This is a genomic window from Microcoleus sp. CAWBG58 (assembly GCF_020883045.1).
GTDB lineage: Bacteria > Cyanobacteriota > Cyanobacteriia > Cyanobacteriales > Microcoleaceae > Microcoleus.
Map to the genome: position 1 here is coordinate 98,691 of NZ_JAHRFA010000021.1, position 1,956 is coordinate 100,646.

Annotated in this window: 1 protein-coding gene; it reads left to right on the forward strand. The window is 48.1% G+C overall.

Annotation, left to right across the window (positions count from 1 at the left end):
• Nucleotides 1-259 precede the first annotated feature (259 nt).
• The gene (locus QZ918_RS12030) at nucleotides 260-1,741 is read left to right on the forward strand and encodes a M16 family metallopeptidase (RefSeq protein WP_293335114.1); all 1,482 of its coding nucleotides are present in this window, start codon (nucleotides 260-262) and stop codon (nucleotides 1,739-1,741) included.
• The last annotated feature ends 215 nt before the right edge of the window (nucleotides 1,742-1,956 follow it).

Consider the following 1,956-nt stretch of genomic DNA (forward strand, 5'->3'; position numbering starts at 1 on the left):
AAGTCTGCCTCCGCAGACTAAGACTCGGCGGTTGAAACCGCAGCTACAAAAACGAAGTCTGCCTCCGCAGACTAAGACTCGGCGGTTGAAACCGCAGCTACAAAAACGAAGTCTGCCTCCGCAGACTAAGACTCGGCGGTTGAAACCGCAGCTACAAAAACGAAGTCTGCCTCCGCAGACTGGGAAATAGGCTCGCATCTAGGGCGGGTACAGAGCACCGCCCCTACGCTATGTCACGATATCAAACTTAGGAGAAAGCATGAAAAGGACTAAATGGAAACTGAAAAAAGTAAAGTTATTTCTGCTGTCGCTTTGCTTTTTTACTGTTTCACTTGGCACGTTTAATTTGTTGCCTTCCCTAGCGGCTGGGCCGAAGCACTACGATGAATTAAAATTCCCGGGGCTGGCAGAAATTAAACTGCCTAAATACACTCGCTTCGAGCTGAAAAATGGCATCCGAGTCTATCTGATGGAAGATAGAGAACTGCCGTTAATTGGGGGAACGGCGCTATTTCGCACGGGCGATCGTTTTGAACCTGCTGATAAAATTGGATTGGGAGGTTTGACGGGAGAAGTGATGCGAACTGGTGGGACGAGTCGGCATACGGCTGATGAATTAAATCAGTTGCTAGAACAGCGGGCAGCTTCGGTTGAAACGGGAATTGATGTTGCTTCTGGTAGCGCTAATTTTAGTGCTTTAGCTGAAGATGTGGAACCTGTATTTGACTTGTTTGCGGAAGTGATTCGGGAGCCAATTTTTGCTAAGGAAAAGTTGGATTTAGCTAAGAATCAAGAGCAAGGTGGCATCGCCCGTCGCAACGACGATCCTAACGATATTACGGGCCGGGAGTTTCAAAAGTTGATTTATGGCGATCGCAGTCCCTACGCGCGCACGGCAGAATACAAGACTCTCGCGAATATTTCCCGCGACGATTTGGTGGGTTTTTACCAGAAGTATTTCCACCCGAAGAATATGATTTTGGGTATTTCTGGCGATTTTGATACGGCTAAAATGCGATCGCTCGTCGAGCAAAAATTCGGCAACTGGGTACCGACTCAGAGTGCAGAAGTGCCTGCGCTACCAGCGGTAACGCCGGCGAATCAAGGCGGCGTATTTTTGGTAAATCAACCGCAATTGAGTCAAAGTTACGTGCAGATGGGGCATTTGGGCGGGATGTTGAACAGCCCAGATTACGGTGCTTTGGACGTGATGAATGGGGTTATGAACGGTTTTGGCGGGCGTTTGTTCAATAATGTGCGATCGCGCCAAGGCTTAGCCTACACGGTTTACGCGGCTTGGAGTCCGAGATTTGACTATCCAGGGACGTTTGTAGCTGGAGGCCAAACGCGATCGGACGCGACAGTTCCGTTTATCAAGGCAATCCGCGCTGAGATCGATCGCATCCGCACCGAACCAATTACCGCCGAAGAATTAGCTTTTGCGAAAGATTCTACCCTCAATTCTTTCATCTTCAAATTTGAAAATCCGAGTCAAACTTTGTCGCGACTAATGCGCTACGAATACTACGGTTATCCCGAAGATTTCATTTTTCGGTACCGCCGCAGCGTCGAAGCAGCCACAATTGCTGACGTGCAGCGCGTGGCTAAGACTTACTTGAAACCGGATAATTTGGTAACGTTAGTAGTGGGAAATACTGCGGCGATTCAACCGCCATTATCGAGTTTGGGAACTGCTGTGAAAGTCCAATCTGTCGATATCACAATTCCCTCGCCAACTTGAGGATGATTAGTGTGGCGCACCTGGCTATTGTCAGGTGCGTCACTGCTGAGACTTCGCTCTAATTTGGGGATTTGCGATCGCGACAACCTGATACCAATTCACTATGAAGTTGCACTTAATGTAGCTTCAAGGATATAGTCCCAGCCACAGAGTGATAAAACTACCTCGTTCGTGAGAGATTTAATGATTGTATTTACCTGTTCTTTGAGTTTATC

Coding starts and splice junctions, on each gene's coding strand:
- QZ918_RS12030 (WP_293335114.1), top strand. CDS start 260: ATGAAAAGGACTAAATGGAAACTGAAAAAAGTAAAGTTATTTCTGCTG.